This is a genomic window from Olivibacter sp. SDN3, assembly GCF_014334135.1.
GTDB lineage: Bacteria > Bacteroidota > Bacteroidia > Sphingobacteriales > Sphingobacteriaceae > Olivibacter.
Genome location: NZ_CP060497.1, coordinates 251,023 through 277,836 on the forward strand (window position 1 = coordinate 251,023; position 26,814 = coordinate 277,836).

Consider the following 26,814-nt stretch of genomic DNA (forward strand, 5'->3'; position numbering starts at 1 on the left):
TTTTTCCCTGAGTGTTACAGGGACTGCCAATCCGACACAAAGTGGTTCTTCCCCACTTTTGGTGGTTACGAAGGAGCTAGTATCAGCCTTTTCTCCAGTAAGCGAAGTGAGCAACGTCCATACATCTGTCTTTTCAGGGTCTTTAACTTATTCACGTTTCCTTCAACCGGGCCGTTGCTCCATGGTAGATCGAATGCATTTTTGATTGCCGCGAAATCTTGTCGGAGCCCTTTTGCAAAACCACATAATTCCGGGATCGAGGAATCACTTACGCTCTGTATCCAATCCTGTAAGCCCGAGCTAGATTGATCTTTAAACATCATTTGACGGAATTGTCTTATAAAAAATAGCGATTGCTTCAATACAGCTGAGGCCGTACAGAGCTGATTCAATATATTCGATTCATCCCCAGAAAGTTTTTTGGGATCATTGAAAAAGAGCATAGCACTTCTCGATGGTCTCCAGAGACTGAGATCCGAGGGCAACACAGTTTTTATTCCCTTTTTCTTACCCATTGCCAGACTATGCCTGGCCAGCCCGTCGGATAAGGTAGAGTATGCACCCTGATATCCGCGGCCTTTAAGTTCAGTATGTAATTGTCTTAGCTGGATTGCCGGATTTTCTGCTTTCCTTTTCTTTATATAACCAAGGTGTTCCTCCAGCCCTGTCGGTGAGATGTACGTTTTTCGCGGAAGTTCCTCGCAGTGTTTATATTTTCTGACCGTTATACGGCTCATCTTAAACCTTCTGGCTATTTCCCTGATCGGAATGTCCTGTTGTAACAATCGCTTCACCTCCCGGAACTTTTCCTGCTGACGTGGCGAAGCCATACTTTTCAATATGCGTGGAGATGCATGACTTATTTCACTTTGGCTGTCCCTTACTCTTTTCATGGCTGCGTGTTCCCTGTCCAGGATTTTCCGGACCGCCTCTCCAAGGTTTTTCAACAGGTGCCAGCGATCCGTTACCTGGATGGCCTGCGGTGCACCTTTCGTTGAACCACGTTGATAATTGCCATACCTGTCCCTTGAAATGACCTGTATCTTATGCCGCTCTTTCAGCCAACCGGAAAGGGTCTTCTCTTCCCTGTCGCCGAGCAGGCCAATCGGTCTGTTTGCTGCTAAATCTACGAGTATACTGCCGTAACGCTCCCGTTTTCGGATAGCCCAGTCATCTACGCCTAAAGCTACCACTTCATTGCTTTTGGGAAGTTCTGTCCGGTCTATTATACGTAATAAGGTTGTATCACTTACCGGTATAGAAAATTCACCACATATTCTTTCGCCGGATTTTCCACCGGCTTCAATTGCTATGTTCAGTAGTCTGTCCTGTAATCTCTCCGTTTTCCGCTGATATGACCGGAAATGGTTATCGAACCTTTCGGTAAATACCTTTAATGGACATTCATCGGTGAGGCAATAAAACTTACGGGCCCTGAGTAATATTCTCGAGGATTTTCCGAACGAAGGTAGATCATTAAACTTTCTGGTGTAATAGCTGTGTATCCTTGAAGATACTAAACAGCAATTTGGACAGGCACTTCCTTTTTGGGTGCTCTGCACATAAATATTAAGCCTATCGATCTGGTCATCTACAGAAATGACCCGGAACCTGTCACCGGAATTGAAGATTATTTTGGTGGCATTCATTGGTAATATAACGAATCCAACGCTTGATCTCATAGCTTTACCACCAAAAGTGGGGAAGAACCACAAAGTACACCAATAATTCCGCGCCAAAGTGCACCACTGGGAGTTTTAATAGGATTGCATAAGTTAGGGATCGACAAGATTACCTTACGATATGGCAAACAAACCTCTCAGCATGCACAAGATAAGACAGATATTGTTGTTCCTGGACCGCGGTTATTCCCAACGGTCCATAGAAAGGGAAGTCGGTGTCAACAGACGTACGGTTGCCGGTTATCTGGGCCGTTTTAAAGACAGCGGGCTGAGCTTTTCCGAACTGCTACTTTTTGAAGACAGTGAGCTTGAAGTTTACCTGAATACAGATAAAGCACCCCGTGAGCAAACAGATCCCAGGCGGTCCGAGCTGGACTCGCTGTTCCCGTATATGCTTTCGGAACTGCGCAAAGTGGGCGTTACACGCCAGCTGTTATGGCATGAATATATCCGGGATTATCCCGATGGTTTCCAGTATTCGAGGTTCTGCGAACTGCTGCAGGAACATATCCGTTCGCAGGGTGCCACCATGCACTTTGAGCATGAACCGGGCAAAATGCTGCAGGTAGACTTTGCCGGTGATATGCTGCACTATGTGGATACCGGAAGCGGTGAGCTATTAGCGTGCCCCGTATTCGTGGCCGTACTGCCCTTCAGTGGCTATGGTTATGTAGAGGCACTTCCCAATGCCACATTGCCCCAGGTACTGCGTGCCCTTAACAATTGCCTGGACTATTTCGGGGGAGCCCCGCTATCGGCCAAATCGGATAATATGAAACAGTGGGTATCGCGCACCAACCGTTACGAGCCGAAGTTCACCGATATGCTCCAACAGTGGGCAAACCACAACAACATAGCCCTGCTGGCCTCACGTCCGGCAAAACCTAAGGATAAGCCATCGGTGGAGAACACCGTAAAGATCACCTATCAGCGCATCTATGCACCCCTGCGCAACGAGACCTTCACCTCCCTATCGCACCTGAACCGTGCCATAAAGCAAAAGTTAGCGGAACACCACGACAAAAACTTCCAGCGCCGGACATTCAGCCGCAGGGAACTTTTTATGGATCAGGAAAAACACGCCCTTCAGCCCTTAGCTGGGGTACCTTTTGTTGCCAAACATTATACAAAAGGCAAGGTGCAGCGCAATTACCACGTGGTGGTGGGCGAAGACTGGCACTTCTACAGCGTACCGGCACGCTATATCGGAAAGGAGGTGCGTATCATCTACTGCACCGATACGGTGGAAATATATCATACGGGTCAGCGTATTGCCCTGCACGGGCGCAGCTATAAAAAACATGGCTATACGACCGATAAAGACCATATGCCGGAAAACCACCGGCACATGCACGAACGTCTGGCGTGGGACCCCGATTATTACCTGGCAAAAGCGGAAAAATATGGCCCTGCTACCCGCGAGTACTTCCAAAAGGTTATGGACAGCAAGCTCATTATAGACCAGTCCTATCAGGCCTGTCAGGGACTGATGCGTCTGGCCGCTATCTATCCGGAGCGTATAGAGTCTGCCTGCGCAAGAGCGCTCAAAGGGCAGCGGTTCAATTATATGGCCATAAAGAACATATTGGACAACAATATGGACCTGCTTGAAAAAAAAGACGCTCCCAAACAATACACCATACCCCTACATGATAATATCCGGGGCGCGGAAGAATATAAATAAAACAATAACATAAAAATAGCAAATGAATACAGATCAGACTATCGAACAGCTCAGAGGGCTCCGTTTGGCCGGGATGGCCAGACGTTACGAGGCGGTAAGCGCACTGCCCGTGCACGAAGTGCAGGATGTGCATGAACTATTGGCCTCCATGGTACAGGCCGAAGTAGAATACCGTGACCATGCAAGAACACAGAAATACCTGAAAGCAAGCCGTCTGCGCTATAATGCACTGCCCGAAGAGATTATCTGTAACCCGGAAAGAGGGATCACCCGTGAACAGGTGCTCCGGCTCTCGGATGGAGCTTTTATCCAAAGAGGCGATAATGTGCTGATAACGGGAGCTACCGGATCCGGTAAAAGCTTTCTTGCATGTGCACTGGGGCGATCAGCGTGTCTGCTGGGGTATCGGACAATGTATTTCAGTATGAACCGTTTCATGGATACGGTCACCCAGACAAGGCTTGACGGGACCTACCTGAAGTGGATAAAAACCTTATCCAACCAGAAATTGTTGATACTCGATGACTTCGGACTGAAATCAATAGATGCCGATACCAGATTGGCCTTATTGGATATACTGGAAGATAGATACGGCAACAGTTCTGTCATTTATCACTTCCCAACTGCCCGTGGAGGCATGGTATAACTTTATCGATGAGCCTACACTGGCCGATGCGATAATGGACAGATTGACAGCTTCGGCACACCGCTTGCCCTTACAGGGCAAGTCTATGAGGAAGAAAAAAAATCATTAACTTTGAAAATCCAGTGGCACTGCTGCGCAGACTATTGACCCCTTGCACTGGTGTACTTTCATCCGGAACAGATGGTGTACTTTTCCCGGAATATTCAATAGATAATGGAAGACAGATTTCAGATAAAAGACAAAAGCGAAAATAAGAAGCCCATAAAGATTGCGCCGTTTAAGAAGGAGATCAGAAAGACTACACCGCATAAACACAATAATTATTTCGAAATTCTCTTCCTGTCACAGGGCAGCGGTTCTCATTATATTGATTCCCGAAGGTTTGAAGTAAAGCCACCGATTGTGTATTTTATCCGTAGAGAACAAGTGCACTACTGGGAGCTGGAGAGCGAACCGGATGGCTATGTCATTATCATAAAAAAGGAATTTGCTGAAAGGTGCCTAGATGCTGAATTGAAATTTCTGATTACTAAATTCAGTATGTTAAGTAGCGTAACGATCGTAAATGATGCTCCCATCCAAACTCTTTTTCAACAGCTGACTGCGGCAAGTGAACGGGAAGGCAAATATATCTTCCAAGTGATCGAAGGTTTACTGAAAGCGCTGCTGGCTATGATCCTCGAAGTTGCAGATCCCATCACGGGTAAAGCCGGTATCGACTCCAATTTATATCAATCCTTTGTTTATCTATTGAGCACCAATCCGGTCGTTAAAAACACCGTGCAGCATTATGCCGAATTATTGAAAACATCTCCCCAGAATTTGAATGCTGCCTGTCGGAAAGCCGTTGATCAACCGGCAACTGACATCTTGAATGAGTTTGTAGTGAGTGAAGCAAAACGTTTACTTCATTATACAAATAAGACCATTACCGAAATTTCGTTGCAGCTCAATTTTACAGATGTCTCCCACTTTGTTAAATATTTCAAACGGATTACAGGCTCCACCCCTCAGAAATTTCGCTCAACACTTAACTAGTACCATACTTTTTTCAGGTATACCGTAAGTTACCCTTTTATTATATGAAATTTGTGTCATATCAGCTATAAAGAATAGATGTATGACCAATAGTTTTCCTTCGTGTTGACTGCGCCAATTACATTCTACGATTGTGCCAAAAAGAAACAAGCGGAAACTGAAGAAAAAAGGTCTGGAAAAAGGCATTGTTGTAAAAGGTAGCCTCTTTATTAGAAAACTATAATAAGCAAGCCGTTCAATGAACGATAATCACCTTTAAAGAAATAAATATGTTTCGAAGAATAATACAGACCGATGCTGCAAAAACAACCATTATTATCCGCCTGATGGTTGGTGCAGTTTTCCTTTCTGAAGGAATACAGAAGTTTCTGTTTGCCGATAAACTGGGATCGGGAAGATTTGTCAAAATAGGAATTCCTGATCCGGAATTTTTTGGTCCTTTTGTGGGAACCTTTGAAATAGCCTGTGGTATCCTGGTGCTCCTCGGAATGACCACCCGTCTAGCAGCTATTCCGCTCATTACGATTATGCTGGTTGCTATAGCCACCACCAAAGCAGCCGTACTGGCAGATAATGGCTTCTGGGAGATGCTGCATGGCAGCAGAACAGACTGGGCGATGTTACTCGGCGGTATATTCCTACTGATCAAGGGCGGGGGTAAATGGTCGGTAGACTATCGGTTTACACACTAGTAGAGAATTACCATGGAACTGCTCATCATCGGTATCTGTAGCTTGCTGGTATCTTTGCTTACCTTCTTTTCCGGTTTCGGGCTCGGCACGATCCTCATGCCGATATTTGCCATTTTTTTTCCCGTGGATATTGCTATTGCACTAACAGGAGTTGTTCACTTATTGAACAACGTTTTTAAGTTTTTTTTAACGGGCAAACAGGCCGATAAGGCAACTTTATTCCGTTTTGGCATCCCGGCAATTATCGGTGCATTTATCGGTGCCTACCTGTTGCTCCGTATTGCCCACCAGCAGCCCTTATTATCCTATGCTATAGGAAGCAGAACTTTTCATATAACCTCTGTAAAGATGATTATCAGTGTACTGCTGATCGTTTTCGCTTTAATGGAAGTGCTTCCGAGATTCAAGCGACTTCAGTTCGGAAAAGATAAAATGATGATAGGCGGCCTAATTAGCGGTTTTTTTGGAGGTCTTTCGGGTAACCAAGGAGCCTTGCGCAGTGCCTTTCTTATTAAGGCAGGGCTCTCCAAGGAATCTTTCGTTGCAACCGGAGTAATTATTGCCTGCCTGGTCGATCTTTCCAGGCTGTCGGTTTATTTCAGGCAATACTTAAGCTCGGGAATCCATGAAAATCTACCCTTACTGATGGTAGCTACCCTGGCAGCTTTTATAGGAGCCTTTTCGGGGAACCTGCTGTTAAAAAAAATAACACTTCCCTTTATCCAGAAGATGGTCACTTTCATGATCGTATTGCTGGCAGTGGCATTGGGACTGGGATTGATTTAATAATTAAGATGATCACTATAAATACGAACGATTATGTATAAATATCTGTTAAGGTCACTCCAGCTTTCCATTGCTTTGCTGATAGGCCTACAGAGCGGGTTTTCACAGGAGATTCCCATCGGTACAACATTAAAGGAGCTGTTGGATGTGGCTGCGGCCAATTATCCGTTGCTGAAAGCAAAAATGTTAGATGTGCAGTCCGCACAGAAAGGGGTAAGTGCCGAAAAGAGCACATTGGTCCCCACGCTGGATGCCTCATACCAGGCAAACTATGCCACCTACAATAATATTACCGGCATGGCCTATCCGCAGTTCCTTGTCCCCATAAGCGGTCCTCCATCGACAGGTAACGATTACAATGGTGTGTTTGGTAGCGCGACCAGCCTGTTACTGAACTGGGAACCTCTGACATTCGGCCGCCGGCAGTCACAGATAGACCTTGCAAAGGCAGGAGTTCAATATGCGGAGGCCGATGCGGAGAATGAAATCTTTCGGCATAAGATCAAGGTGGTAAATGCCTATCTGGACATACTGACAGCGATCGAACTGGAAAAGGTACAGCGGGAGAATTTTGCCCGCACTGACGCTAACTTATCCAATGCAAGAACATTGGTAGTAAATGGTATTAAACCCGGCGTGGATACCGCCCTGTTAAAAGCGGAGGTATCGAGAGCCAAGGTAGAGTTATTGGCTAGCCGGAAGAACAAAGAGCAGGTCATCATTACCCTTGCAGAGCTTCTGGCAACTGATAGCCTCCCCTCGTTTACTGATACCATGTACTTTAATCGGTTACCGGCCGACGCAGTCAGATCAACGGAGATGAAGAACCCGATGCTGTCATTATACAGCTCGAACGTTGAATTGAGTAAAGCAAGGAAAAAGACATTGTCCAGAACCGCCATGCCCACGCTCGGAGTATGGGGTACCGCCTATGCAAGGGGGTCGGGGATTGGTTATGATGGTGCAGTAAAATCGACAGAAGGACTCGCTTTTCAGCGATATAATTACGGGGTGGGACTGCAACTGAATATTCCCATCCTACAGTTTGCTAAAATAAAGTCGCAGGTACAACAGCAGGACCTGCTGGTCAGGTCGAACGAAGAGCGGTTGAAAGAGCTTAGCCTGCAACTTAGAAAACAAAATGAGCTGGCAGATACAACCTTGAATACAGCGCTGGCTATGGCGAATGAAAGTCCTCTATTCCATGAATCGGCCATTTTCTCTTATAAGGCCCTGCAATCCCGGTACCGCTCGGGACTGGCCAACTTTGCGGATCTGGTGCAGGCACAGTATGCACTGGTAAAAGCAGCTACAGATAACAAGACGGCCTATATGGCCGCTTGGAAGGCTCTGCTGTACAAAGCTGCGGTAAATGGCGACCTGAATTTGTTTTTGAACCAAGCTAATTAAGAATAAGATATATTATGATCCGATTAATAGCATTAGCGTTGCGTAAGCCACTGGCCGTAGTGGTGTTTTTTATTACGATCGTCTTTTTTTCATGGCTTACCGTCCGGACCATGAAGATCGACATTTTTCCCAAAATGGGTCTTCCTACGATCTACGTGGCCCAGCCTTACGGAGGCCTTTCTCCCGAACAGATGGAAGGTTTTATTACCTCATACTATGAATATCATTTTCTGTATGTTACCGGCGTAAAGTTTGTAGAATCCAAGTCGGTTCAAGGGGCTTCCATCATCAAGATACAGTTCAACGAAGGTACCGACATGAGCCAGGCAATGGGCGAAGTGGTAGGTTATGTGAACCGTTCGCGGGCTTTCATGCCGCCCGGCACCGTGCCTCCATTTGTCACCCGTTTTGATGCGGGCAGTGTGCCGGTAGGGCAGCTGGTATTCACTTCCGATTCCCGCTCACTTGGCGAGATACAGGATCTGGCGCTGTTCAAGGTACGACCCATGTTTTCCACCCTTCCCGGCGTATCGGCACCGCCACCTTTTGGAGGAAATCAAAAAACAGTTATCATAAAAGTTGATCCCGAAAAGATCAGAAATTATAACCTATCGCCGGATGAGGTGGTACAGGCTCTGGCAGCCTCCAATAGCATTACACCTGCGGGGAATATCCGGGAAGGAGATAAAACCCTGATTACTTCACAAAATGCCGTCGTCGAAAATATTAAGGAACTGGAAAATATTCCCTTAAAGATGGGGGCCGGCCCGTCGGTATATGTCCGCGATGTTGGGAATGTGGAGCTTGGGGCTGATGTAACAACAGGCTATGCCCTGATCGATGGAAAAAGATCGGTTTATATTCCCGTTACGAAGCGCGCAGACGCCGCCACCTGGGAGGTGGTGCAGCGCGTAAAAGAGGCGCTACCGGACATGCAGGCAGCTGTTCCGGAAGATATCAAGGTAACCTATGCCTTTGACCAATCAGGCTATGTAATCAACTCCTTAAATAGTTTAACGACAGAGGGGATTCTAGGTGCGCTATTGACCGGCCTGATGGTACTCCTGTTCCTGCGGGATATCCGTGGCGCATTCATTGTCGTCATCACCATTCCATTGGCACTGCTGTCTGCCGTTATCTTCCTGAAGATTTTTGGGCAGACCCTCAATGTAATGACCTTGGGGGGCTTAGCCCTTGCCATCGGCATACTTGTGGATGAATCGACAGTTACCATTGAAAATATCCATCATCACCAGGAGCTGGGTAAATCAAAGGCCAAAGCAATTTGGGATGCCTGTCGAGAGATAGCACTACCAAAGTTGCTTATCCTACTCTGTGTGATTGCAGTATTTGTGCCTGCCTTGTTCATGTCCGGTGTCCCCGGTGCTATGTTCTTTCCTTTATCGCTGGCAGTAGGCTTTGCGATGATCGCTTCCTTCCTCTTATCCCAAACCTTGGTACCTGTTTTCTCCCACTGGCTGCTCAAGGATCGGCCTCCGGAAGGAGAAGCCGAAACAGCGGGAGGTTTTAATCGCTTCCGGCAACATTATAAAGATTGGCTGAAGAGCTTTGTGGAAAAAACATCTTGGATCTCCTACATTTATCTTCTGTTGTCTTTCGTATTATTGGCCGGGGGATTCTGGCTATTGGGAACGGAGATCTTTCCCAAAACCGATGCCGGGCAAGCACAGGTGCGGCTGCGGTTACCCACCGGAACGCGTGTGGAAAGAACCGAAGAGGCCACGCAGAAGCTATTGCATCTGGCCGACAGCATTACAAAGGGGGGAATTGAGATCTCCTCTGCCTTCGTAGGCGTACAGCCTTCCAGTTACCCCGTAAACCTGCTACATTTATGGACCAGCGGGCCACATGAATCGGTTACCAAGATAAAATTGGACAGGGAAGCCGACATGCCTATCGAAAATTTTAAAGAGGCGCTCCGCCGGGCAGCCAAGCAGGTGCTGCCAACAGCAACACTCTCCTTTGAGCCCGGCGATATGGTGGAACAGGTGGTGAACCTGGGTTCCTCCAATCCAATTGAAATTGCTGTAATGGGCAAAAACCTTTCTCAAAGCCAGGGGGTCGCTGCCAAGCTGAATGCGAAACTACAGGAAATCGACTACTTACGGGACGTGCAGATCGCAACACCCTTGGAATATCCCGGGATCAAGTTGAATATCGACAGGATAAAGGCGGGGCAACTGGGATTAACAGTTGGCCAGATCAGCAGATCAATGGTGGCTGCCACCTCCTCCAGCCGTTTTACGCAGCCCAATTATTGGCTCGACAAAAGTACGGGTACCGCCTATCAGGTGCAGGTGGAATATCCGCAGTACCGTATCAATAGCAGTGCCGAATTAGGACTGGTACCGGTTACTTCGCCATCCGGCACCCCGATTTATTTAAGGGATGTAACCACATCGGAGAGAATTACTTCTCCGGGTGAATATGACCGTATCAATCAGCAACGGTTTATTACCATCACAGCAAACATTTTTAAAAAGGATGTGGGGTCGGCAGTTAAAGATGTAAAAAAAGCCATTGGTTCATTGGGCGAGCTTCCACAGGGTGTAAAGATCATGCTGAGGGGACAAGCGGATTTACTTGAACAGACCATGGGTGAGCTGGAGGGCGGACTTTTGATTGCGATCGTCGTGATCTTCCTGATGCTTACCGTAAACTTCCAGTCGTTCCGCCTTTCGTTGGCAGTCCTGTCGGTGATACCCGCCGTTATAGCCGGTTCGGTACTGCTACTGTTGCTAACCGGTCAGACCCTGAATATACAATCCTATATGGGAACGATCATGGCGGTCGGTGTTGCCGTAGCCAATGCAATCTTGCTGATCACCAATGGCGAACAGCACCGGAAGCAGCTGTCAAGTCCAGGTTTTGCCGTTACGGGCGCTGCCAATCGCCTGCGCCCGATACTGATGACGAGCCTGGCCATGATTGCCGGAATGGTGCCGATGGCCATTGGTCTGGGAGAAGGTGGTGACCAGACGTCGCCATTGGGTATTGCTGTAATCGGAGGGCTTATTTCTTCCACTATCAGCACCTTGGTCTTCCTACCGGCCATCTATGCAAGGATGATGGGCAGAAAGAGCTATCAAAGTCCGTCACTGCATCCGGGAGATAAGGAGAGCAGATATTATGAAACAGGCAATGAAAATCACTTTTAATAAAAAATCTTACAATGAAACTTTTGTATTCAACCATAGGGATTGCGTTATCCTCTTTTACGTTTCTGGCGGGATGCCGGCATACTGATAACAGCAAAACTGAAACAACAGACCGCATGGACACTGTCGCGGTATTTACCCTGCAAAAAGATACCGTAAATAAACAGCTTAGCTTTCCGGCAGAGCTGATCCCGCTTGAGCGGGCACAGATATTTGCCAAAGTGAGTGGTTATGTAAAAAACATAAAAGTGGATATTGGCGATAGGGTAAGCAAGGGGCAGCTATTGGCTGTTCTGGAAGCTCCGGAAATGGTAGCCAATTATGCGCAAGCGAGCGCTGACATAGAAATGTCGCGTTCTAAGTACCGGGCGAGCCTGGACGCCTATAAACGCATCTTAAATGCTTCCCGTGTAGACGGTACGGTAGCTGCCGGTGAACTGGAAAAAGCAAAGAACCAGATGCAGGCCGATAGTGCTTCGTTAAATGCAAGCAGATCAAAAACAAATGCCTATGCGCAACTGAAAGATTACCTTATGATCCGCGCCCCTTTTTCGGGTATTGTCACCCAGCGTAATATTGATCCCGGCACCTTGATCGGAACAGATAATACGACACCTATGTTGGTCGTAGAGAATATTCATACACTCCGTCTAAGAGTTCCTATACCGGAGGCCTATACGGCAACTAACCTGGAAACACCCTCCATCGATTTTACAGTGGATGCCCAACCTGATGTAACATATAAGGCAAAACTAGCTCGCAAAGCCGGAGCCCTGAACCTCAGCAACAGAACTGAAATATGGGAATTTCTCTATCCCAATGGTGATAATCAGTTGAAATCCGGTATGTTGGCCACTGCTATACTGAAATTAGGCAGAAAAGCATCCGGTTTTCAGGTACCGCCGGCAGCCGTTGTTACCAACCAGGAAAAACGTTTTGTTATCCGGCTCCGGAATGGAAAAGCGGAATGGGTAGATGTACGCAACGGCATCAGTATGGGGGATGGTATCGAAATTTTTGGTCCCCTTAGCGAGGGGGATACCCTGCTGGCCAGGGCAACCGATGAAATAAAACCCGGAACTGCCCTTGTTTCAAAACAGCTTAAACAAGAATAACATTTTTGAAGGAGAAGCCTTTTAATGCTTCTCCTAAATCTTACATCAAACTACAACAGTTTGATGAATTAGTTTGCTTTAAAAATTTTTTCACATAAGGAGAAACCTCCTGTCTTTCGCTCTGACTATCGGTATTCAAGTATCCCCGAAAAATCAGTTCGATAAACATTTGTTCTGTAGGTTCTGTGGAAACCCCACCCTTCCAATACCATTGGCGTTCTTCTCCATTACTTGAGATATGTTCTGGATACAGGGAAGTATTGCCTATTCTAATTGTTGGAGAGGAACTTATTCCCAAATGTTCAGCTTCATCAATGGTCGTTATAAAAAGGTTATTAAGCACCAAATGTACGTCGAGCTTCCGGAAAACAGGTTCTAAAAATTTTACGGCGTTTAGGAGCATTGTATGAACCTTATCACAGGTTGTGCAGCTCTTTTTTCCTTCTATCTGCATGTCCACTTGAATTAACTTTACATCTAACAGTTTTACTGATTCTTTTACGTTGTCCATAATAATAAATAGTTGTTTAATACTTACTAGACTTAGCAAACTTCAATAGGACGCAAAAAAAATTATTTTTTTGCTAAACAACATGGCTCCGTTACGGTGTATATGTAGTTATCGGTTTCATTTTTCTCTATTATACCGCATTCCAAAAATTTTTGCCGCAGTAACTTTCTTCCCCTTTGTATTCTTGATTTCGTGGCTGTAAGCGTTAAACCAAGGCTTTTTGCGATTGCCTTTTGCTGGATATTTTCAAGGTCAGCAAGTCTTACCGGTTCGGCATATTTTACCGGAATTAGTTGTAAAAGTGGCTCTATCCATCGTCGGGCATTATGGGTTTCGATCGACGGCCAGCCGATTGCCGGTGATTCCGGTTGCAGCTCTGTAAACCTTGTGGCGTCTTTCTTATAATCGTAAATCGTATTCTTCGCAATCTGACATAGCCAAGATTCAATATTTTTAATATCTGCTTTCTTAAGACAATAGAGATACATTTTCACCAAAACTTCGTTCATGATCTCTTCAGGATTCAAATATTGGGGCGAGCGCTTATATACAAACCCTTTAAGTTTACCTTTTTTTTCGTGCCAAATTCCTATTACATCGCATTTCATATCATTGATATATATTGTCAATCAAGTTTTTAAGCAAAAATCGTATTATCGCAATAATACGATAAAAAAATAGATATGCAAAAAAGCACTAAGAAATATTAGTGCTCATAATACTAAAAATGAATTTCAATCAATTTTTAATTACTTCTTCGATAGGTTTTCCAATATTACCGTTGGGCTCCTGTATGTGCAGCAAAGTAGAGATTATTATGTGCAGCGCCAATAATTGCTCTGCCAATTTCCTATTGTTAAAACTTTTGACCCAAACAGGTAGCACCTTCATATAGAAGCTACTACTTACCCAGTTCCCAGTCCCGCCATAGTACAAATAGGCTGCATTGGCAAAATGCCCAGCTGGTAATATTGCAGAACGGTCTTTCAGCGCAATTCCTATTACATCAGACCGAAAATTGGAAAATAAACGGAGTTCATCGGTAATTGTTGAAGTCAACGGACTTTTAGATGATATTTTTCCGCTATTATTCACAGTCCCCACACTATTCACTGTCTCATCATCGGTACAATAGACATTTTCACCCGTTTCCTGATCCAATCGTTGCCAGTAATACCATGAATAGCGGGCATACTGCCGCTGTAAACCGTTATATGCCCTACTGCTGTATATATTGTAGGGGCATAATTAATATTAGGGGTTGTCTTACGAAAAGCTCTCTTTCAAAAACCTTTTAAATCCATTGTCACCAAAACGTTCGTAAAACCTATATAGGTAATCATAACCCATCTGATCTACCACGATTCCTACGACAAGTTTGGACGGGCGGCTTATTTTGTTATTTGGCCGCTAATCGTAAGCGATGTTAAGAGTAACAGGAGCAGGTTAACGGTTTTTAGTTTCATAAGTCTAAATTAAAGCGTCCTTCGGAACAGCTTTATTATTGATATACGACAAACCATCTAAAGGTGGGTAACAATAATACTATAAAAAAGAAAGTTAACAAAAAAGGAGTTCAAGTAGAACTCCTTTTTTATGGCTTATAACGTGCAATCTAATAGTAAACTGCCTGTTGAGGTGTAAAGTTAGCCCAACCTTGCGTCCAGTTAGTGGCTCCAAAAGCGCCTCTATATTCTACAGTTTCGAGTCCTTCCAGTCCATGAAAGCTAGCTCCAGAAAGTAGCAATGAACCGGTTGTAGGTAGTAACTGAGGTGATTCACTCAAATCAAATATTGTTGGATCAATCCCAAGATCAGTCCACTTGGGATAGGTTGCGTTACCGAATGCTTCTGTCCTGAACCAAGCTGAAGCATCTTGGCTTCCAATCTGGGCAGCAATAATCTCCTCTCCTTTTGGATTCGGAAAATTAACAGATCCACCGGTACCATATCCATTTTCACCCCAACCTTCTACACCTGCCAAGATGCAGTTCTTCATAACCAATTCTCCAGCTGCGGCATTTGCTGCCGTATTGGTGCCTTGAATGAACAGCCCATTTGGAAAGCCAGTGAAAATAGAGTTATGGATTTTGAGCTTATTATTCCTTCTCAAATGTAGCGCGTTTTGAAATTGAACGGAAATGGTTTTGTCCTTGTCTTTTTTAGGACCTATTATCGTTATATTTGAAAACGTACCCGATGTAAAGGGGCTAGAATCTGTTCCTGAACCATCGTTATCCACTTCAAATCCGTTGGAACCAGACTGATCCGCTGAATTTGCGTCTCGTATTGCAATTGCAAATTGTACATTTCCATGGTAGCCATAATCAACGTCAAAATCGTCGTCAAGACCGCGGTATGCGACCAAATACTTACAATTAACAGAACCACCGAACCACTCGAAAGCATCATCCAAACCATACGAACATTGCACATATTCGATGGTTGTACCACGTCCAACTGATCCCATTGTTAAAGAGTTAACCTCCTGATTTGGATTGATTGGTATACCTGCGTATTCTATACGAACGTACTTTAGAACACCGCTGTTATCTTCTTCATCCTGACCGCCATGCCATGCGCCATAATTACCTTCCAGTTCCGCCTCACCTTGGTTGTTGGTCGCTTTTCCACAAAGTACAACTCCACCCCAATCTCCCGCTTCGCGGAAGCCAGGCGACCTTTCAGAAGTAAAAATAATAGGTTCGCTTTCGGTACCTTCAGCCATAATTTTATTTCCCCGTTGAACAATCAGTGTACCTTTGGTTTCTCGGTCGCCTATTACGATAGTTCCTGGTTCAATTGTCAAAATTACGCCTTCTATGGCGGGTTGATTCTGTGTATTGCGACTATCTCTACCAACACGAACGAAGCCATTCAGACGATAAACAGTATCTTTAGACCATGTGGTATTCGTTGCGATACTTCCTGCCTGAATATCTACAATAGGCTTGTCACTGTCGCCATCATCATCCGGATTATTTGAATTACCGGCTTCATAATATTCGATAACGGTAGTTTTTTTGCATGCTCCTAAAGATAGAGTAAGCAATAAAAGAAGAAACGAAAACCTGAATATGGGAATATGCGTTTCTTTGTAGGTTTGTTTATTATTCATCATTATGGATTTTATTTTTATTCATTAGTGTCCGGGGAAAAATAAAAAGGAGCAGTAGAAATTAATCGAACTGCTCCAAGATTTATACTTTTGAGTTCCTACACAAAAAAGTATGAACAAAAGTAATTATTTCAGCGGACAGCCACTGGTTAGTCAGCTGATAAAATATCTGGACAGGGAAGAAATAAACCGGACAGCCAAAAAAGAGGGGAGCGACAGATACTATAAAAAGTTTCACACCTATGATCATCTGGTAACGATGTTAATGACAGTAATAAGTGGATGTAGTTCATTGCGGGAGATATCGGGGCTTTTTCTGGCCTGTCAGGGTCGTATCGGCCATTTGGGGCTGAAGGACTTTCCACGGCGGAGCACTTTCGCCGAGGCCAACAGCAAGCGCAGCAGCGATGTCTTCGCTAAGATCTACCAAAAGCTCTATAGACGCTACCGTTCATTTTTACCGGACAGCCGAAAAAGTAATTTACCGTTGAAAGATCTGTACATTGTAGATTCGACCACCATCAGCCTTTTCAGCGATGTGCTCAAAGGTGCCGGGCGTAACCCCAGAGAAGGAAAGAAGAAAGGGGGCATCAAGGTGCATACCATGATCCATTCACGGGAGGATGTGCCTTCGCTGGTACGTTTTTCATCGGCAGCCACCCATGACCATGTATTCCTGAAGGAACTGGAGCTTAAGAGGGGTTCCTTTGTAGTATTTGATAAAGGCTATATTGATTATGCGCAGTACGCCAGCTGGGATATGGAAGGAGTCTTCTTTGTGACACGGCAGAAGGAAAACGCTGTTTATGAATCTTTAGAGCAATTTGCTGTCCTCCAAAGGGATGCAGAACGTGTAATGGAGGATGAAGTCATCAGCATAGATGTAAAAGGTAGTCCTTTATTATTACGAAGGGTATTCTATTACGACCATGCAAATGACAGTATCTATGAGTTCCTCTCCAATAACTTCGAGCTGGAGGCGACCGCTATTGCCGATATTTACCGTCAAAGAGAGATAGAATCGCTGTTCAAAAGACTCAAACAGAACTTCCCGCTTAAATACTTCCTGGGGGAATCCCAGAATGCCATCGAGATACAGATCTGGGTGTCGCTGATCGCCCAGCTCATCCTGCTGGTAATTAAAGAAAGGACAAAACGTAGATGGGCTTTTTCCAACATGGTATCCTTTATCAGAAGCCATGCTTTAACTTATATCAATCTCTTTAAGTTCCTGGACAATCCAAACGTGAACTGGAATAAGTTAACATCAGGAGATCAAAATCAGTTAAACATCTTTCAGACATGACCATGCTATTGACTCTGCACAGAATAACATCGCTCACAGAAAAACAAGCAGCCTTTTTAGGCCAGTTGGAAATTTAACCGGACAGTAGTGATTTTTATTGAAAAATTTTATAACTCAAACTAAGTCCGAATAGTCGACCTGAACGGTAGCGGGCAATAATCTGGTCATTATCGCGATCATATTTACCATCACCGTTACCATCCTGTAAAAGCAGATAGTTTTGATTCAACAAATCGTTAAAGTTTGCTTTTAGACTGAATTTATTATTAAGAGCTTTACTTACAGTTAAGTCAAGAACATTTCGGGGCATTTCATAAATATCTGGATAACCTTCATAACCTATATATGCTATGCGTCGCCCGATCACATTGTACAAAAGGTTGACCTGCCATTCGCTCTTTACGTTATTATAGAAAAGGCCCACATTGGCTAGATAAGGTGCTTGTCCCTGAAGAGGCCGTTCGTCAGACTGACGGTTCGCTATATCTCCGAGTTTAACTTTACTATCAATATAGGATGCATTCAGTAAAACAGTAAGATCATCTAGAAATTTGCTATTTGTCAATCCTGCCAATGATTTCCGGATTTCTAGTTCAATCCCTTTATTTTCAGCGAGCTCAGCATTTCCGAAAGAGAAAGTTTTGGCGCCCCCGGAACCCGCCCCCGGAATAAAAACTGTTTCTATTGGATTAGCAAAACGTTTATAGAAAGCTGAAAGACTTATTATTTCTCCATCATTCGGATAATACTCAAATTTCAGATCATAATTATCGATGGTAGCCGTTTTTAAAGAGGGGTTTCCAACGTTGGTAAAGTTGAGGTCAAAATCATAAAAGGAAAACGGAGCCAATTCCCTAAATTCCGGTCTGTTGAGTGTCTTTCCGTAAGCCATCCGTACCAACGTTTTTGTATTGATATTATAAGAGAGATTGGCTGAAGGAAGAATTTTCGTAATGTCATTATTGACGCTTACCGGCCCCTGATCATCGGCACTCTCCAACTGTTGCAAATTGTTCTCAATACGCACGCCTGCTACTAATGTCAATTTATCCTTGTAGGGCAAATTGATATTGGCATATCCGGCCATCAATCTATTTGACGAACTGTAATTATCGTTGGGATTGGACTGTTCATCTATTCTAATACCCGTTGTCGTGTTAATGTTCTCCCAATTGAATAGTACATTGATAGGCTGTGTTAATAAACTGTTATCGAACATCGAGGAATTCGCCCGCACATAACCGATATTTCGGGAAGTAAACGTACGATGTTTATCTTCGAAATAGCCACCTATTTTCAATACTGGGTTGAATAGGCTTTCCTCTTTTTTAAAGTGATGCTCCAGATTCACTGCACCTGTTTTTACATCCTCGTCCATATTGGAGTAGAAACGACCCAAAAACTCGGCAGCAGCGGCTCCTGTCGGAACGTACAATGTGCGTTCACCCGTTGTTGCATTAACATCGGAGCGATAACGTTTATAATCCGGTTGATCACGATAGGAACGACCATATCCTGCCACCCAGTCGAAAATGGTATTCTGTTGATTGAATTTATGTAAACCGGAAAGCTGACCTGAGTAAACACCGCGATATAAATTATTGAACGAGTAACTGTCAGGCAGGTAGTTCGATTCAAAGTTTTCCCCTGTACGATTGGTAACTTGAGAGGTTCCTAACTGATTGAACAGGTTTTTAAACTCGAAGGTATGATTTTGGTTTAAACTGAATGCCCAGTTATGGATGATACCGAACCGCACGTTATAATTGTACTGCTGATCATTGTATCTATAAATTGCAGAAGATGATTGGTTCGTCTGATCGTATGTATTAAAATCTCCACGCAGGACACCAAAGTTTGTTTTGCTATTACTGTAATTGATTGAAGTGATATTCCCCAGCAATTTATTTTTTATCACTACTGTCCGGTTAAATTTCCAACTGGCCTAAAAAGGCTGCTTGTTTTTCTGTGAGCGATGTTATTCTGTGCAGAGTCAATAGCATGGTCATGTCTGAAAGATGTTTAACTGATTTTGATCTCCTGATGTTAACTTATTCCAGTTCACGTTTGGATTGTCCAGGAACTTAAAGAGATTGATATAAGTTAAAGCATGGCTTCTGATAAAGGATACCATGTTGGAAAAAGCCCATCTACGTTTTGTCCTTTCTTTAATTACCAGCAGGATGAGCTGGGCGATCAGCGACACCCAGATCTGTATCTCGATGGCATTCTGGGATTCCCCCAGGAAGTATTTAAGCGGGAAGTTCTGTTTGAGTCTTTTGAACAGCGATTCTATCTGCCACCTTTGACGGTAAATATCGGCAATAGCGGTCGCCTCCAGCTCGAAGTTATTGGAGAGGAACTCATAGATACTGTCATTTGCATGGTCGTAATAGAATACCCTTCGTAATAATAAAGGACTACCTTTTACATCTATGCTGATGACTTCATCCTCCATTACACGTTCTGCATCCCTTTGGAGGACAGCAAATTGCTCTAAAGATTCATAAACAGCGTTTTCCTTCTGCCGTGTCACAAAGAAGACTCCTTCCATATCCCAGCTGGCGTACTGCGCATAATCAATATAGCCTTTATCAAATACTACAAAGGAACCCCTCTTAAGCTCCAGTTCCTTCAGGAATACATGGTCATGGGTGGCTGCCGATGAAAAACGTACCAGCGAAGGCACATCCTCCCGTGAATGGATCATGGTATGCACCTTGATGCCCCCTTTCTTCTTTCCTTCTCTGGGGTTACGCCCGGCACCTTTGAGCACATCGCTGAAAAGGCTGATGGTGGTCGAATCTACAATGTACAGATCTTTCAACGGTAAATTACTTTTTCGGCTGTCCGGTAAAAATGAACGGTAGCGTCTATAGAGCTTTTGGTAGATCTTAGCGAAGACATCGCTGCTGCGCTTGCTGTTGGCCTCGGCGAAAGTGCTCCGCCGTGGAAAGTCCTTCAGCCCCAAATGGCCGATACGACCCTGACAGGCCAGAAAAAGCCCCGATATCTCCCGCAATGAACTACATCCACTTATTACTGTCATTAACATCGTTACCAGATGATCATAGGTGTGAAACTTTTTATAGTATCTGTCGCTCCCCTCTTTTTTGGCTGTCCGGTTTATTTCTTCCCTGTCCAGATATTTTATCAGCTGACTAACCAGTGGCTGTCCGCTGAAATAATTACTTTTGTTCATACTTTTTTGTGTAGGAACTCAAAAGTATAAATCTTGGAGCAGTTCGATTAATTTCTACTGCTCCTTTTTATTTTTCCCCGGACACTAATGATTTTTTATGTTGAATCGCTTGCTCGCTGTAATATTTAATTTTTGATCTGAATTACCTGTACTCTGTTGTGGCAACCAGGAATTGCGTAAAGCATGCCCGGCAGCGTTTCTCCAACTAGATGACACTTCACGTAAATTCTCCGGAAAATTCTCCGGTAAATCATTCTCACCGGTATTGAATCCGGTCCAGTAAGAACTTCCGGCATCGGGTCGTTGAAAATTATGGAATGTTGCATTCTCCCGATATGCAGTACCGTAATCAATAGTTAGCTGATCCTGATCGGGGACCCCTTTTACGAATACCTTGATCAGACCACCTGCAAAGTCTCCGGGAATTTCGGCGGAAGGGCTTTTATAAACCAATACCCGATCAATCTGCGAACTGGGGATCAAATCGAAGGAAAAAGACCGAATATCTGTTTCTAAACTAGGGGTCACCACATTGTTCAACTGCACTGCATTGTATCGCTCAGCTAGTCCGCGGATATTGATAAAACGGTTATCTACAATGGTTATACCGGGAATACGCTTTACTACTTGTGCCGCATCCGAGTCTCCCGATTTTTGTATAATCTGACTGGATATACCGTTTGCCACAACATTGGCTTTCCTGACTTCCGATAGAACGGCTAGTTCAGAACCGGTTAAGCGTCTCCCTGACACAACCACTTCATCCAATACCATTTCGTCATGTTCCATTTGAACATCGGCCACTGTTATTTCATTGGAAACTACTTCAACTGCCGTTAATATATTTTTCTTGTAGGATAGGTAGCTGAATGATAATTCGTATTTTCCCGGTAGTATAGTATTTAGTGTATAGTCACCGTTGGCATCTGTAGTCGCTGCAATTGAAGTGTTTTTAACGCTGATTGATAAGCCTGGGATAGGTTCGCCAGTCTGCCTGTCAGTTACCTTCTCCCTTTAATGGTTCCGGTCTGTTGTGCAAATAGGGGGTTAGATATTAAAAGGCAGATTATGAATAGATTACAACACAATTTAACGTAATCTCGGTACATTTTTTTCATGTACAAAGATTACAATTGTAAAATTTCGGTATAATTACCCTTTTGCAAACAAGCTATCAATTAAATGTTAATTTAATATTAATAGACTTGATTTATTAGATTCTTTTTCTCGTGTGTGTACTAAGGTCGCACTGCAATTCATTGGCACGTCTTTCGAAATTATTGAACACCAAGTTAAAGTAGTCAGAAAATTCCCAAAAAGCATCCCAATTTATACAGTAATATGATTTATTGATTCTCGTTATGCCTTTTATCAGACCCGCGCGCTCTAGAGCGAGAAGATGCGTTGCCAGCACCTGTTCTGAAATAGGGAATCCCAAAGATAGTAATCCTTCAGAGCATTGCTTCTGTTGAGCTAATCGGCACATAATGGTGACTCTCACGGGATGCGCCAGCACGCGCATAAACTCCGCAATTTTTTTCTCAAAATTTGGAAGATTGTTAATGTTGTATTTCATGTTTTGGTCAAATTAGGTCAATTAGATGGCCGGTATCATAAAAACCGTAGTCTGTGTTTCGACGGTAAGTTTCCTGCTGATACTTGCATGGAACAGTTTATGCCATATGGCATGTCCTTTCAATAAATGAAATATAAGTGATTTGCGAAGTATCAAATTTTGATGCAAAATACAGCGCATACCCGATCAAAAACTCTTCGTTCTCATCCGGGTTTATCAAAACAAGTATTGCTTTCATAACTGGTTAAATTTAATAAGCTTTGCGCAACATGTCGGCAAATTCATTTGGCAACGGGCTATCTTCTATTGCCTTTGCTGCTACTTGAACATCATAGTCAAAACGCACAAAATCAACGGTTAAGGTCTCGGGATCAAGCAAAGATGTTGTTGCTGTTAATTCTAACAAAACATAACATCCCTGCGGATTCCCATCCTTAGGTTTCCCTACTGAACCGGTATTGATTACATGTAGATAATTTGCCCCTTCGGATTTAAGCACGCGGTGATACGGTTTATGAGAATGGGCCACACATAAAATAGAAGCATTGCTTTCTATCATCATCGCTAAAACATCTTCTTCAGGGGTATCGACTAATACATACTCGTCGTTCCTTCTGGTGCTGCCATGCACCATTAAGACATCAAACTTTTCATCCGCAGTTTTATATTCCAAGCGTATATGGGCCGGCAGATCACGAAGATATTTCCTGTTAACTTCATTAATTAGCTGATAAGCATAGTTTTTACCAATGGCTTCGATGGCCCCCTTTGCCTCTAAAGCACCAACTTTGGCATCATGGTTTCCTGCAAGGACGGGTATTTTTTTGGAACGAATAAGCTCGATCACCTCATTTGGCCAAACGTTATAACCGACAAGATCACCCAGGCAATAAATCGCATCTACCTGTCTCTTATTTAAATCTGTAAACATCGCCTCCAAAGCAGGCAGATTGGCATGGATATCTGAAAAAAGTGCAATCTTCATTAGTTTAAATTAGTTAACCGTTACGTAACATATCTGCATATCCGTTTGGAAGAGGGCTATCTTCTACCGCCTTCGCCGCTTTTTCTACATCATATTCAAAACGAACAAATTCAACGGCGATACTTTCTTTTTCTCTCATACTGCTATCGGGATTAAGCGTGAGTATTACGTAGCCACCCCTGGGATCACCATCTTTGGGCTTCCCCACTGATCCAATGTTAATGGCATGCAAATAACGTACGCCGCCATCTTCATCGTTTACGGAAAGGATACGATGATACGGTTTGTGGGTATGGCCAAAGCACATCACGGAAGCTCCTGCCTGTTCCATAATTCGGATCATGCTTTTTTCTTCCCTATCTTCAAAAAGATATTCATTCACTCTTCTGGGGCTTCCATGTACCAGAAGTACATCCATTTTATCGTCGTTCAGCTGAAACTCCAACCGGATATGTGCAGGCAAGGTTCGGAGATAAGCACGTTGATTATCTTTCACGGCTTCATTGGTATAAGCAATGGAGATTTTTCCCATAGCTTTTTCTTCATCTGTTTTGTAAGCGCAACCGCAGTCGTCACTGCTTCTGCCGATACCAAAATCGTAATTCCCGGCAATTGTAGGAATATCTCTTTTTCGGATTTCATCGATTACTTCATTGGGCCAGATATTATACCCTACCAGATCGCCCAAACAATAAACCGCATCTACCTGTCGGTGTTCAAGATCCTCAAAAAATGCTTCCAATGCGGGTAGATTAGCGTGGATGTCAGAAAAAAGTGCAATTTTCATTTTCTTTAATGGTTTAGATATTCATTTAGTTCATTTACTGTGGCACGCGCAGATCTTCCTACTCCTATCAATGTGGCAGAGGCAAAGCCCGTCCAGTTTCCATAACCTACGAGCCATAATCCTGCTACCTCCTTTGCACGTGTACCCTCGGTAATTACGCGCCCATCGACATCGGTTATCCCTAATTCATCCAAGTGTTTAGTGGCATACTTAAATCCGGTACACCAGACGATTATATCAAAGTCTTCCCTTTCGTTAGATCCCCAGATCACGCCGGTTTCCGTGAGTGCATTAAAACGCCCTTTGCTGTGTAACACATCCCGTTCGCGAGCCTCCACTACGGACCGGACCATCACGATATTTGCCAGGTCATACTGTTTCGTATCGAGAGGTTTACCTTCTTTCATGGCTTGATACTTGGCAGTAGCAACGTCAAATAACACCCGGCCGTCCACTTCATCGGGAAGAAATGTTGGTGGTGTTAGGGTAGACCAAACCGTATTCGCTACCTTCGAAATCTCGGCCAATAGCTGCGCACCGGAATTACCTCCGCCCACTACCAGCACTTTTTTACCCTGAAAGTCCTTTGCATTGGCATAATGTGCCGAATGAAGCTGCTTCCCTTTGAAGGAGTCAAGCCCTTCCAAGTTCGGAATAAAAGGGCTGCCCCAGGTGCCCGTTGCAGAAATAAGCGCCTTGCAAAAATAATCGCCACTTGATGTACTAAGTGTATACCCATTATCGGTTTTTGCAACTTCCTCTACTTTAACAGGTCGCTCAGCAGGTATTTTATATTTCTCTTCGTAAGCCTTCAGGTAGGCAATCGCCTCGGCTCTTGAAGGGAACTTCCCCGAAGATTCAGGCATCAACCAACCGGGTAGAGAGCTGAATGCAGCCGGTGAAAACAATGTAAGTGATTCCCACCCATGCTGCCATGCTCCTCCGGGTTCCTGCTGCTCATCGAGAAGAATATAGTTCAATCCAGTACGTCGCAAGAAATAAGCACAGGCAAGCGCACTTTGCCCACCTCCAATTATAATCACATCGTAGCTTTTATTTGATACGGCCATACTTAAGAGAGCACTGTTTTGGTATAATATTTCTTTCGGAACCAGAATGCGAGATTCACAAGAGCGATCAGGGCGGGAACCTCTACCAAGGGGCCAATAACCCCCGCAAATGCCTGGCCTGAATTGATCCCGAACACACCTATCGCTACTGCAATGGCAAGCTCAAAATTGTTTCCAGTTGCTGTGAAGGCGATCGAAGCATTTTTTGAGTAGTCGGCTCCAAAACGTCTAGCAATTACGAAACTGAATATGAACATAAAGGCAAAATAGATTACCAACGGTATAGTTATCCTTATTACATCCATGGGTATCTGTACGATCAATTCACCCTTCAAACTAAACATAACTACAATGGTGAATAACAAGGCAATCAAGGTAATGGGTGATATAAAAGGAACATATTTTTCCTGAAACCATTTTTCGCCTTTCAATGCAATGAGCGCATATCGACTGATTACCCCCATCGCAAAAGGAATCCCCAGATAAATACCAACACTTTTGGCTATTTCACCGATGGTGATATTTACTTCAGCTCCTTCAATTCCGAATAATGGAGGTAGTACCGTAATAAAAATATAGGCAAATACACTGTAGAACAATACCTGAAAAATACTATTGAGGGCTATGAGACCCGCTGCGTATTCGCGGTTTCCTTCAGCAAGCTCATTCCAAACCACCACCATAGCGATACAACGCGCCAAGCCGATCAGAATCAGGCCGATCATATATTCTGGGTAATCCCTTAAAAAGGTGATGGCCAAAAAGAACATCAGGAGCGGACCTATTACCCAATTTAGTATAAGGGATACACTGAGCACTTTTACATCTTTGAATACTTTACCGAGGTTCTCGTATTTAACTTTTGCCAGCGGTGGATACATCATCAATATGAGCCCAACGGCTAAAGGTATGTTGGTTGTGCCACTTGAGTAAGAATTAATAAAGGAAGCGGTAGAAGGTATAAAATAGCCCATACCAACGCCGATAGCCATTGCAAGAAAGATCCACAAGGTTAGGTAACGGTCAAGGAAACTGAGTTTTTTGCGGCCGGTAGCCGGTGCACAATTATTTGCTGACATATCTTTCATTGTTTACATGTTCTTCAATAAAGTCTTTCATATAGGCTTTTACCAGATCTCTTACAGCCCTGAATTCATTAAGAACTTCTTCGGAAGTACCTACGGCTTTTGCAGGATCGGGAAAGTTATGATGGAACTTCTGCGCTTTGGTGGGAAAGTATGGGCAGCTTTCCTTTGCATTATCACATACGGTAATGACATAGTCAAAATCGATATGGCTGTATTCATCCACAAGATTGGAGGTATGCCCGGAGATGTCAATGCCATCCTCTTTCATCACTTGTATGGCTGTTGGATTGACACCATGGGTTTCAATACCCGCGCTGTATATTTCTGCCTTTCCCTGGGCGAAGTGCCTTAAATAACCTTCTGCCAGTTGGCTCCGGCAGCTATTGCCGGTACATAATACCAATATCTTCTTCATTGTGCTTTTTTGTCTTATTTAATCAATTCCTATTGTCTTACTCCGGCGTTCCATTAATGTAGTGTCACGCCAAGTGTTTCCGTGCTTTCCAACCTTTTCCCGGTAACCTAGTTGCCGAAAGCCATGCTTTTCGTGCAGGCGGATGCTCGCTTCATTTTCCGGAAAAATGCCCGATTGAAGTGTCCAGAGACCTTGGTTTTCGCTACTTTCTACGAGTGCGTTCATCAAAAAACTACCCACGCCTTTTCCGCGATAATCCTCGTGTATATATACACTTACTTCCGCCACACCGGCATAAACACAACGACTTGAAACAGGCGATAGCGCTGCCCATCCTGCGATGTGCCCATCAATACTTGCTATAAAACGGGAATGCTTGAGATGCGATCCATCCCAATCCTCCCAACTCGGCGCTTCTGTTTGAAAAGTAGCTTGGCCTGTAGCTATCCCCTGTAGATAAATAGTTCTTACAGCTGGCCAGTCTGTGTCATTCATTGTTCTTAGTTCCATTAGTCGGTCTATAG

General features: G+C 44.1%; 27 protein-coding genes and 1 pseudogene. 10 read left to right on the forward strand and 18 right to left on the reverse strand.

Features of this window, described 5'->3' with window-relative positions; translation table 11 throughout:
* Positions 1-65 precede the first annotated feature (65 nt).
* Positions 66-1,682, reverse strand: a complete 1,617-nt coding sequence (locus H8S90_RS01160) for an ISL3 family transposase (protein WP_187340830.1) — start codon at positions 1,680-1,682, stop codon at positions 66-68.
* Positions 1,683-1,824: 142 nt separating this feature from the next.
* On the opposite strand from H8S90_RS01160, the gene istA reads away from it, so the two are divergent.
* The 9 genes from istA to H8S90_RS01200 all read left to right on the forward strand — a co-directional run bounded on the left by istA (position 1,825) and on the right by H8S90_RS01200 (position 12,232).
* Complete coding sequence (gene istA / locus H8S90_RS01165) at positions 1,825-3,366, forward strand: IS21 family transposase (protein WP_222852210.1); 1,542 nt, start codon at positions 1,825-1,827, stop codon at positions 3,364-3,366.
* 22 nt (positions 3,367-3,388) lie between these two features.
* The gene (locus tag H8S90_RS01170) at positions 3,389-4,012 is read left to right on the forward strand and encodes an ATP-binding protein (protein WP_222852211.1); all 624 of its coding nucleotides are present in this window, start codon (positions 3,389-3,391) and stop codon (positions 4,010-4,012) included.
* Entirely contained in the window at positions 3,912-4,121 is a 210-nt protein-coding gene (locus H8S90_RS26375) for an ATP-binding protein (RefSeq protein ID WP_370525678.1), read from the forward strand. The genes H8S90_RS01170 and H8S90_RS26375 overlap by 101 nt, the downstream gene beginning before the upstream one ends.
* A gap of 104 nt (positions 4,122-4,225) precedes the next feature.
* On the forward strand, positions 4,226-5,050 hold the full coding sequence (locus H8S90_RS01175; protein ID WP_187340831.1) for an AraC family transcriptional regulator: 825 nt from the start codon (positions 4,226-4,228) through the stop codon (positions 5,048-5,050).
* A 269-nt stretch (positions 5,051-5,319) separates the two neighbouring features.
* A complete protein-coding gene (locus tag H8S90_RS01180; protein ID WP_187340832.1) occupies positions 5,320-5,742 on the forward strand; it encodes a DoxX family protein in 423 nt (140 codons plus the stop codon).
* Between the two features lie 12 nt (positions 5,743-5,754).
* Entirely contained in the window at positions 5,755-6,528 is a 774-nt protein-coding gene (locus H8S90_RS01185; protein ID WP_187340833.1) for a sulfite exporter TauE/SafE family protein, read from the forward strand.
* A 33-nt stretch (positions 6,529-6,561) separates the two neighbouring features.
* A complete protein-coding gene (locus tag H8S90_RS01190; RefSeq protein WP_187340834.1) occupies positions 6,562-7,938 on the forward strand; it encodes a TolC family protein in 1,377 nt (458 codons plus the stop codon).
* A 14-nt stretch (positions 7,939-7,952) separates the two neighbouring features.
* Positions 7,953-11,117 (forward strand): efflux RND transporter permease subunit, encoded by a 3,165-nt coding sequence (locus tag H8S90_RS01195; RefSeq protein WP_187340835.1) that lies wholly within the window; start codon positions 7,953-7,955, stop codon positions 11,115-11,117.
* Positions 11,118-11,131: 14 nt separating this feature from the next.
* Positions 11,132-12,232 (forward strand): efflux RND transporter periplasmic adaptor subunit, encoded by a 1,101-nt coding sequence (locus H8S90_RS01200; protein ID WP_187340836.1) that lies wholly within the window; start codon positions 11,132-11,134, stop codon positions 12,230-12,232.
* Between the two features lie 40 nt (positions 12,233-12,272).
* On the opposite strand, the gene H8S90_RS01205 is transcribed toward H8S90_RS01200, so the two are convergent.
* From H8S90_RS01205 to H8S90_RS01220, 5 genes are all read right to left on the reverse strand, one after another.
* A complete protein-coding gene (locus H8S90_RS01205) occupies positions 12,273-12,743 on the reverse strand; it encodes a DUF2703 domain-containing protein (RefSeq protein ID WP_187340837.1) in 471 nt (156 codons plus the stop codon).
* A gap of 62 nt (positions 12,744-12,805) precedes the next feature.
* On the reverse strand, positions 12,806-13,351 hold the full coding sequence (locus H8S90_RS01210; protein ID WP_187340838.1) for a sigma factor-like helix-turn-helix DNA-binding protein: 546 nt from the start codon (positions 13,349-13,351) through the stop codon (positions 12,806-12,808).
* 130 nt (positions 13,352-13,481) lie between these two features.
* Positions 13,482-13,904 carry a hypothetical protein gene (locus H8S90_RS01215; protein ID WP_255501758.1) on the reverse strand — a complete coding sequence of 141 codons (423 nt, stop codon included), beginning with the start codon at positions 13,902-13,904 and terminating at the stop codon, positions 13,482-13,484.
* Positions 13,853-13,996: an alkaline phosphatase family protein gene (locus H8S90_RS26380; protein WP_370525708.1), complete on the reverse strand. Its 144-nt coding sequence runs from the start codon at positions 13,994-13,996 to the stop codon at positions 13,853-13,855. Before H8S90_RS26380 ends, H8S90_RS01215 begins: the two co-directional genes overlap by 52 nt.
* Before the next feature lie 362 nt (positions 13,997-14,358).
* Positions 14,359-15,864: an Ig-like domain repeat protein gene (locus H8S90_RS01220; protein ID WP_187340839.1), complete on the reverse strand. Its 1,506-nt coding sequence runs from the start codon at positions 15,862-15,864 to the stop codon at positions 14,359-14,361.
* A 109-nt stretch (positions 15,865-15,973) separates the two neighbouring features.
* Here H8S90_RS01220 and H8S90_RS01225 point away from each other — a divergent pair, with 109 nt between their 5' ends.
* Positions 15,974-17,167, forward strand: coding sequence for an IS4 family transposase (locus tag H8S90_RS01225; RefSeq protein ID WP_187340840.1), 1,194 nt, complete (start codon positions 15,974-15,976; stop codon positions 17,165-17,167).
* A gap of 94 nt (positions 17,168-17,261) precedes the next feature.
* Here H8S90_RS01225 and H8S90_RS01230 read toward each other — a convergent pair whose 3' ends face one another.
* The 12 genes and pseudogenes from H8S90_RS01230 to H8S90_RS01280 all read right to left on the reverse strand — a co-directional run bounded on the left by H8S90_RS01230 (position 17,262) and on the right by H8S90_RS01280 (position 26,800).
* On the reverse strand, positions 17,262-19,085 hold the full coding sequence (locus tag H8S90_RS01230) for a TonB-dependent receptor domain-containing protein (protein WP_187340841.1): 1,824 nt from the start codon (positions 19,083-19,085) through the stop codon (positions 17,262-17,264).
* 87 nt (positions 19,086-19,172) lie between these two features.
* Entirely contained in the window at positions 19,173-20,369 is a 1,197-nt protein-coding gene (locus tag H8S90_RS01235) for an IS4 family transposase (protein ID WP_187340842.1), read from the reverse strand.
* An 84-nt stretch (positions 20,370-20,453) separates the two neighbouring features.
* Positions 20,454-21,158, reverse strand: a complete 705-nt coding sequence (locus H8S90_RS01240; protein ID WP_370525709.1) for a TonB-dependent receptor plug domain-containing protein — start codon at positions 21,156-21,158, stop codon at positions 20,454-20,456.
* Positions 21,132-21,365: pseudogene (locus H8S90_RS26110) on the reverse strand (carboxypeptidase-like regulatory domain-containing protein); the annotation flags it as partial. The gene H8S90_RS01240 and the pseudogene H8S90_RS26110, both read right to left, overlap by 27 nt.
* Positions 21,366-21,582: 217 nt before the next feature.
* Positions 21,583-21,945 (reverse strand): helix-turn-helix transcriptional regulator, encoded by a 363-nt coding sequence (locus H8S90_RS01245; RefSeq protein WP_187340844.1) that lies wholly within the window; start codon positions 21,943-21,945, stop codon positions 21,583-21,585.
* A gap of 97 nt (positions 21,946-22,042) precedes the next feature.
* Positions 22,043-22,183, reverse strand: coding sequence for a hypothetical protein (locus H8S90_RS01250; protein WP_187340845.1), 141 nt, complete (start codon positions 22,181-22,183; stop codon positions 22,043-22,045).
* Positions 22,184-22,195: 12 nt separating this feature from the next.
* Positions 22,196-22,930 (reverse strand): metallophosphoesterase, encoded by a 735-nt coding sequence (locus tag H8S90_RS01255; RefSeq protein WP_187340846.1) that lies wholly within the window; start codon positions 22,928-22,930, stop codon positions 22,196-22,198.
* Positions 22,931-22,943: 13 nt separating this feature from the next.
* The gene (locus tag H8S90_RS01260) at positions 22,944-23,717 is read right to left on the reverse strand and encodes a metallophosphoesterase (protein WP_187340847.1); all 774 of its coding nucleotides are present in this window, start codon (positions 23,715-23,717) and stop codon (positions 22,944-22,946) included.
* Between the two features lie 5 nt (positions 23,718-23,722).
* Positions 23,723-24,787, reverse strand: a complete 1,065-nt coding sequence (locus H8S90_RS01265) for an ArsO family NAD(P)H-dependent flavin-containing monooxygenase (protein WP_187340848.1) — start codon at positions 24,785-24,787, stop codon at positions 23,723-23,725.
* 2 nt (positions 24,788-24,789) lie between these two features.
* Positions 24,790-25,866: an ACR3 family arsenite efflux transporter gene (gene arsB, locus H8S90_RS01270; protein ID WP_187340849.1), complete on the reverse strand. Its 1,077-nt coding sequence runs from the start codon at positions 25,864-25,866 to the stop codon at positions 24,790-24,792.
* Positions 25,853-26,290 (reverse strand): arsenate reductase ArsC, encoded by a 438-nt coding sequence (locus tag H8S90_RS01275; RefSeq protein ID WP_187340850.1) that lies wholly within the window; start codon positions 26,288-26,290, stop codon positions 25,853-25,855. Before H8S90_RS01275 ends, arsB begins: the two co-directional genes overlap by 14 nt.
* Before the next feature lie 18 nt (positions 26,291-26,308).
* On the reverse strand, positions 26,309-26,800 hold the full coding sequence (locus H8S90_RS01280; RefSeq protein WP_187340851.1) for a GNAT family N-acetyltransferase: 492 nt from the start codon (positions 26,798-26,800) through the stop codon (positions 26,309-26,311).
* Positions 26,801-26,814 lie beyond the last annotated feature (14 nt).

Bases quoted from the DNA above. Each gene is read 5' to 3' on its own strand.
- H8S90_RS01275 (WP_187340850.1), bottom strand. From the start codon at position 26,290: ATGAAGAAGATATTGGTATTATGTACCGGCAATAGCTGCCGGAGCCAA.
- H8S90_RS26375 (WP_370525678.1), top strand. From the start codon at position 3,912: ATGCCGATACCAGATTGGCCTTATTGGATATACTGGAAGATAGATACG.
- H8S90_RS01280 (WP_187340851.1), bottom strand. From the start codon at position 26,800: ATGGAACTAAGAACAATGAATGACACAGACTGGCCAGCTGTAAGAACT.
- H8S90_RS01170 (WP_222852211.1), top strand. From the start codon at position 3,389: ATGAATACAGATCAGACTATCGAACAGCTCAGAGGGCTCCGTTTGGCC.
- H8S90_RS01255 (WP_187340846.1), bottom strand. From the start codon at position 22,930: ATGAAGATTGCACTTTTTTCAGATATCCATGCCAATCTGCCTGCTTTG.
- H8S90_RS01185 (WP_187340833.1), top strand. From the start codon at position 5,755: ATGGAACTGCTCATCATCGGTATCTGTAGCTTGCTGGTATCTTTGCTT.
- H8S90_RS01190 (WP_187340834.1), top strand. From the start codon at position 6,562: ATGTATAAATATCTGTTAAGGTCACTCCAGCTTTCCATTGCTTTGCTG.
- H8S90_RS01205 (WP_187340837.1), bottom strand. From the start codon at position 12,743: ATGGACAACGTAAAAGAATCAGTAAAACTGTTAGATGTAAAGTTAATT.
- H8S90_RS01160 (WP_187340830.1), bottom strand. From the start codon at position 1,682: ATGAGATCAAGCGTTGGATTCGTTATATTACCAATGAATGCCACCAAA.
- H8S90_RS01260 (WP_187340847.1), bottom strand. From the start codon at position 23,717: ATGAAAATTGCACTTTTTTCTGACATCCACGCTAATCTACCCGCATTG.
- H8S90_RS01210 (WP_187340838.1), bottom strand. From the start codon at position 13,351: ATGAAATGCGATGTAATAGGAATTTGGCACGAAAAAAAAGGTAAACTT.
- H8S90_RS01180 (WP_187340832.1), top strand. From the start codon at position 5,320: ATGTTTCGAAGAATAATACAGACCGATGCTGCAAAAACAACCATTATT.
- H8S90_RS01245 (WP_187340844.1), bottom strand. From the start codon at position 21,945: ATGAAATACAACATTAACAATCTTCCAAATTTTGAGAAAAAAATTGCG.
- H8S90_RS01265 (WP_187340848.1), bottom strand. From the start codon at position 24,787: ATGGCCGTATCAAATAAAAGCTACGATGTGATTATAATTGGAGGTGGG.
- H8S90_RS01240 (WP_370525709.1), bottom strand. From the start codon at position 21,158: ATGGAACATGACGAAATGGTATTGGATGAAGTGGTTGTGTCAGGGAGA.
- H8S90_RS01235 (WP_187340842.1), bottom strand. From the start codon at position 20,369: ATGAACAAAAGTAATTATTTCAGCGGACAGCCACTGGTTAGTCAGCTG.
- H8S90_RS01175 (WP_187340831.1), top strand. From the start codon at position 4,226: ATGGAAGACAGATTTCAGATAAAAGACAAAAGCGAAAATAAGAAGCCC.
- H8S90_RS01195 (WP_187340835.1), top strand. From the start codon at position 7,953: ATGATCCGATTAATAGCATTAGCGTTGCGTAAGCCACTGGCCGTAGTG.
- H8S90_RS01220 (WP_187340839.1), bottom strand. From the start codon at position 15,864: ATGATGAATAATAAACAAACCTACAAAGAAACGCATATTCCCATATTC.
- H8S90_RS01200 (WP_187340836.1), top strand. From the start codon at position 11,132: ATGAAACTTTTGTATTCAACCATAGGGATTGCGTTATCCTCTTTTACG.
- istA (WP_222852210.1), top strand. From the start codon at position 1,825: ATGCACAAGATAAGACAGATATTGTTGTTCCTGGACCGCGGTTATTCC.
- arsB (WP_187340849.1), bottom strand. From the start codon at position 25,866: ATGTCAGCAAATAATTGTGCACCGGCTACCGGCCGCAAAAAACTCAGT.
- H8S90_RS01250 (WP_187340845.1), bottom strand. From the start codon at position 22,183: ATGAAAGCAATACTTGTTTTGATAAACCCGGATGAGAACGAAGAGTTT.
- H8S90_RS01225 (WP_187340840.1), top strand. From the start codon at position 15,974: ATGAACAAAAGTAATTATTTCAGCGGACAGCCACTGGTTAGTCAGCTG.